Here is a 4691-nt window from a genome sequence, read left to right on the forward strand (position 1 = left end):
GCCATCGGCGCCAACAGCCAGGTCGGACGCATCAGCCGCTCACTGGCGCAGGTCGATGATCAACAGACTCCGCTGCAGGCACAGACCGCGCGCTTGGTGAAGACCCTGGCCGGTCTGGCTTTAATCCTATGCGCACTGATGATTACTGTACTCGGCATCCGTTCCGGTCAATGGCTGCCGGCGCTATTATCCGGCATCGCGTTGGCCATGGCCATTCTGCCGGAGGAGTATCCGGTGGTACTGACCGTGTTCCCCGCACTCGGTGCCCATCGACTGACCCGCGACGGCGTACTAACACGCCGGATCAATGCGCTGGAAACACTCGGCGCCACCAGCGTCCTGTGCACCGACAAAACCGGCACGCTGACCGAGAACCGTATGCGGGTGAGCGCGCTGATCGCCGGCCCGGCGATAGCACCCAAGACCCTCCATTGGCCCTTGCCGGATGGCGCGCAGTTGCCGGACGTATTCCACGGCTTGATCGAGCACGCCATTCTGGCCAGTGCCCCGCAACCCTTCGATCCGATGGAAACCGCATTCCACCATGCCGGACATGAATACCTGAAAGGCAGCGGACATCTGCACGGCGATTGGCACTTGGCACAAAGCTATGCACTGACACCCGATCTGAAAGCAGTCACTCAGGCCTGGAAAGGCGTAGGCGCGCATCATGTGATTTCCAGCAAGGGCGCTCCGGAGGCGGTGATGGATCTCTGCCATCTGTCCGAAGCCGAGCGCAAGGCCTGGCTTCTGCAGGTGGAGGCGCTGGCTGCACGAGGCCTGCGCGTACTCGGCGTGGCCCGTGGCCGTCATGCCGGCGAAGGGTTTCCGGCGTCGCCGCACGATTTCGACTTCGTCTGGGAAGGTCTGATTGGCTTGAGCGATCCACTGCGCGCAGGCGTACCGGCAGCGGTGGCCGAGTGCCGCTCGGCCGGCATCCGCGTGATTCTGATTACCGGCGATTACCCGCTCACCGCACGGGTAATCGCGGACGAAGCCGGCCTGCCGGAAGGCGACCTGCTGACTGGAACCGAAATGCTGGCCCTCGACGACGAGGCCCTGCGCGAACGCCTGCGCACGGTGAACGTGTGCGCCCGCATCGCACCGGAGCAGAAGCTGCGCATCGTGCATGCATTGCAGGCCGCGGGCGAGGTGGTGGCGATGACCGGTGATGGCGTCAACGACGCACCGGCACTGCGCGCCGCGCATGTGGGTGTGGCCATGGGCGCACGCGGCACCGATGTGGCACGCGAAGCGGCGGCGCTGGTGCTGACCGATGATGACTTCAGTTCAATCGTGCGCGGCATCCGCACCGGCCGACGCATCTTCGCCAACCTGCGCAAGGCCATGGCCTATATTTTCGCCATTCACATTCCAATCGCCGGCATCGCGCTGCTGCCGATGCTGCTGGGTCTGCCGCCGCTGTTGCTTCCGCTGCACATCGCCCTGCTGGAATTGATTATCGACCCGTCCTGCGCCATCGCCTTCGAACGCGAACCGGCCGAATCCGGCGTGATGGCGCAGCCGCCGCGCGATACCCGGGCGCCGCTGTTCGGCGCGGCCGACATGTTCTCGGCGGCTTTCCAGGGGCTGTGTGTGTTGGTCGGCCTGGCCGGCGTCTACGCATGGGCGAACTTCGGTCATGACCCCTTGAGCGAAGCACAGACGCGTGCCTTGGTGTTCGTGACCTTGGTGGTGTCGAACGCCGCGCTGATTCTGGTCAACCGCGCACCGGCCGGCGGTTTTCTGGCCAGTCTGCGCGTTCCGAATCGCACGGCCTACGTCATCATCCTGCTGGCGCTGGCCTTGGCCGCGCTGACCATCCATTGGCCCTGGCTGCGCGCGGCGATGGATTTCGCCCCGCTGACGCTGAGCCAGCAAAGCGTGGCTGTTGCCACCGGCGTGGCGGTATTGGTAGCGGCGGCGGGTCTGCGTTGGCTGGGAAAATCGCTGCGGACGGCTTAAGTCGAACCCGTGAAGTGCCACACCGCCTGCGCCGCCGCCAGGGCCATGAGTCCGGCACTGACATCATCGATCATCACCCCGAAGCCGCCGGAAAAGTGTTTGTCGGTCCAACCGACCGGACCGCGTTTGACGATATCGAATAAGCGGAACAGGGCGAAAGCCAGCACATAGGCCATCAGCGTTTTCGGCAGCAACAGCAGTGCGATCCACTGCCCGATGAATTCGTCCCAGACGATGTAGCCCGGATCGTGCACCCCGGTTTTGGCGATCATCCAGTTGCTGGCGCGCACGCCGAGTTCGAAGCCGACGGCAATGACCACCAGCTGCAACCATACCGGTTGCTCAGCCATCAGCAGCCACCACAGCAGTAGTGCGAGCAGCGAGCCCGCAGTGCCCGGGGCTTTTTTCGATAAGCCGCTGCCAAAACCGAGCGCGATCCAGGCATAGGGGTGCTTGAGCAGGCGGTAATCAGTGAACATGCTTTGTCTCCGCAAAATGCCGGTAGCCGGCCTGTTCCAGCGCTAAGTGTTCGCCATCCGGCGTCAGGCAGCGCAGTCCGGATTCGGCGGTGATGTGTCCGATGACCGAAGCACTGACACCGGCGGCCGCCATGGCCTGCTCGATAGCAAAAGCCTCGGCCGGGGCAGCGGTGAAACACAGCTCGTAATCATCGCCGCCGGAAAGTTGCAGCGCCCAACGGACGGTATCGTCTTTATGGAAATCGAGCAGACTGGCCGACACCGGCAGACGGCCCAGTTCCAACTCGGCACCGACACCACTGCATGAAAGGATATGTCCCAAGTCCTGGGCCAAGCCATCGCTAATGTCGATGGCGGCGCTGGCCAGACCGCGCAAAGCCAAACCGGCGGCCACGCGCGGCGTTGGCCGGTCGAGCCGATGCCGCAGTTTCATCGATTGCATCGGGCCGTGTTTGGTCTGTTGCAATGCCGCCGCGGCATCGCCGAGCGAACCGGTGACCCAGACATCATCGCCGACGCGTGCACCCGTGCGGCGCAACGCCGAACCCGCCGGCACGAAGCCCTGCACGCTGATGGTCACCGTCAACGGACCACGGGTGGTATCGCCGCCGATCAAACTGACGCCGTATTCGGTGGCCAATTCCAGCAGGCCTTCGGAAAAACCCTGCAGCCAGTCCCACTCCATTTCAGGCAGGGTGAGGGCCAGACTCATCCAGGCCGGTTCGGCACCCATCGCCGCCATATCGCTGAGGTTCACCGCAAGCGCCTTGTAACCGATGTCAGTGGCACGGGTGTCTGCGGGAAAATGGACACCGGCGACCAAGGTGTCGGTGCAGGTAATCAATTGCATGCCGGTTGGCACACTGCAAATGGCAGCATCATCACCGATACCGAGCACCACATCGTCGCGGGCGCCGGATTGCTGCGCCTTGTTTTTCAGCCAGGCAATCCAGTCAAACTCACTCATCCGCGGCGGGTGTTGAGCTCGGGCTGGCGCCAGATGCCGGCAGCTTGATCAAGGACACCGTTGACGTAGGTATGGCCGTGATCGGAACCGAAACGCTTGGCGATTTCGATAGCCTCGTTGAGGATGACCCGGTAGGGCACATCGATGCGGTCACGCAGCTCGAAGGCGGCAATGCGCAGCACCGCACGCTCAATCGGATCGACCTGCTCCATCGGGCGGTCCAGACAATGGGACAAGGCGGCATCCAGATCGACATGGCCGTCGATGACGCCGCGGACCAATGCCTCGAAATACGGCAGATCGGCCACCTCCATGTCCTGCTCGTGGCTGAACTGCTCCAGCACGGTGTCGACCGGTGTGTGCGACAGCTGCCAGGCGTACACAGCCTGCAGAGCACGGCGGCGGGAGCGCGAGCGGGCGGCGGGATCGATGCCGTCGGTACGGGCAGGTTTCATCGGAGTCCAGATTTACGGGGTGGGACCATTTTACCGCAGCGCGGGGTATCACGCACCCGTGTCTTCGTAAAAGTCCTGCCACAACACCACTCTCGGAGGCCATAAAGAGCTGCCGGAACGAACTAAAGCAGGCAAGCCGAGTGGATAACAAGCATGGAACGTCAGCTGGACGGAACCCAGAATTACTTTAGTAAGGGTGCGATAGTAGCTCGCAGAATCTGAGATTGAGACATCTTGCTGGACATTTGTCTTCCATTCATCAAAAGCAATCCTTCTACTACTACCCCAATAATGTCGGTTGCTTCAGCAATCGACCGTTCTTTCTTGGTTCGTCCTCGAAGAAGGTTTTCCAATGATTGAGTCCACCAATCCTCGAAATCTTTAACGAGATGAACAACTACTTGCTCTAATCCTGCACAACTAGAAGCAAGAAGGGCATGCCAGACCTCCTGATGAGCATTCTGAATTGACCACTCTAGGAAATCCCACAGAGGATCTTTGGCTTGAGCAATAACTGCTTTAGCATCTTTTCTCCTTTCAATCAGTATTGACGAAATACTCTCTCGAAGTAACTCATCTCTACTGGCGTAGTAGTGGGTTATGACCGTCGTTGAACGATTCAGCTCCTTTGCCACCCTACGGATAGTCACCGCGTTGACCCCTTCATCGGCAATAACTTTCAAGGTGGCTTCTTGCACCTTATCGATCATGCTCATTGACATGGCATTTCCTTCAATTTCATCTTTCTTCTACAGTTGACAATAATACAACAGATGATGTACAACATATGTTTTATTCTTGTTAATCCTGAATGGAGCTATCGAT

The 4691-nt window shown here is 60.5% G+C and carries 5 protein-coding genes; 1 reads left to right on the forward strand and 4 read right to left on the reverse strand.

Translation table 11 applies throughout. The features are described from left to right. On the forward strand, positions 1 to 1965 hold a 1965-nt coding region (locus tag ACIQ0Q_RS08205; RefSeq protein WP_395772452.1), incomplete at its 5' end, for a cation-translocating P-type ATPase. On the opposite strand, the gene ACIQ0Q_RS08210 is transcribed toward ACIQ0Q_RS08205, so the two are convergent. The 4 genes from ACIQ0Q_RS08210 to ACIQ0Q_RS08225 all read right to left on the reverse strand — a co-directional run bounded on the left by ACIQ0Q_RS08210 (position 1962) and on the right by ACIQ0Q_RS08225 (position 4582). Further along, on the reverse strand, positions 1962 to 2444 hold the full coding sequence (locus ACIQ0Q_RS08210) for a phosphatidylglycerophosphatase A (RefSeq protein WP_395772453.1): 483 nt from the start codon (positions 2442 to 2444) through the stop codon (positions 1962 to 1964). The two genes, ACIQ0Q_RS08205 and ACIQ0Q_RS08210, sit on opposite strands and share 4 nt — an antisense overlap. Then, positions 2434 to 3411 (reverse strand): thiamine-phosphate kinase, encoded by a 978-nt coding sequence (gene thiL, locus ACIQ0Q_RS08215; protein WP_395772454.1) that lies wholly within the window; start codon positions 3409 to 3411, stop codon positions 2434 to 2436. The genes ACIQ0Q_RS08210 and thiL overlap by 11 nt, the downstream gene beginning before the upstream one ends. After that, positions 3408 to 3866 carry a transcription antitermination factor NusB gene (nusB, locus tag ACIQ0Q_RS08220; protein ID WP_395772455.1) on the reverse strand — a complete coding sequence of 153 codons (459 nt, stop codon included), beginning with the start codon at positions 3864 to 3866 and terminating at the stop codon, positions 3408 to 3410. Before nusB ends, thiL begins: the two co-directional genes overlap by 4 nt. A gap of 182 nt (positions 3867 to 4048) precedes the next feature. Next, positions 4049 to 4582: a TetR family transcriptional regulator gene (locus ACIQ0Q_RS08225; protein ID WP_395772456.1), complete on the reverse strand. Its 534-nt coding sequence runs from the start codon at positions 4580 to 4582 to the stop codon at positions 4049 to 4051. Between the last annotated feature and the right edge of the window lie 109 nt (positions 4583 to 4691).

Origin of the sequence: Arenimonas sp., from assembly GCF_044348765.1 — a bacterium.
Lineage (GTDB): Bacteria > Pseudomonadota > Gammaproteobacteria > Xanthomonadales > Xanthomonadaceae > Arenimonas.

Excerpts from the sequence above, each read along its gene's own strand:
- ACIQ0Q_RS08225 (WP_395772456.1), bottom strand. The coding sequence starts at position 4,582 with ATGAGCATGATCGATAAGGTGCAAGAAGCCACCTTGAAAGTTATTGCC.
- thiL (WP_395772454.1), bottom strand. The coding sequence starts at position 3,411 with ATGAGTGAGTTTGACTGGATTGCCTGGCTGAAAAACAAGGCGCAGCAA.
- nusB (WP_395772455.1), bottom strand. The coding sequence starts at position 3,866 with ATGAAACCTGCCCGTACCGACGGCATCGATCCCGCCGCCCGCTCGCGC.
- ACIQ0Q_RS08210 (WP_395772453.1), bottom strand. The coding sequence starts at position 2,444 with ATGTTCACTGATTACCGCCTGCTCAAGCACCCCTATGCCTGGATCGCG.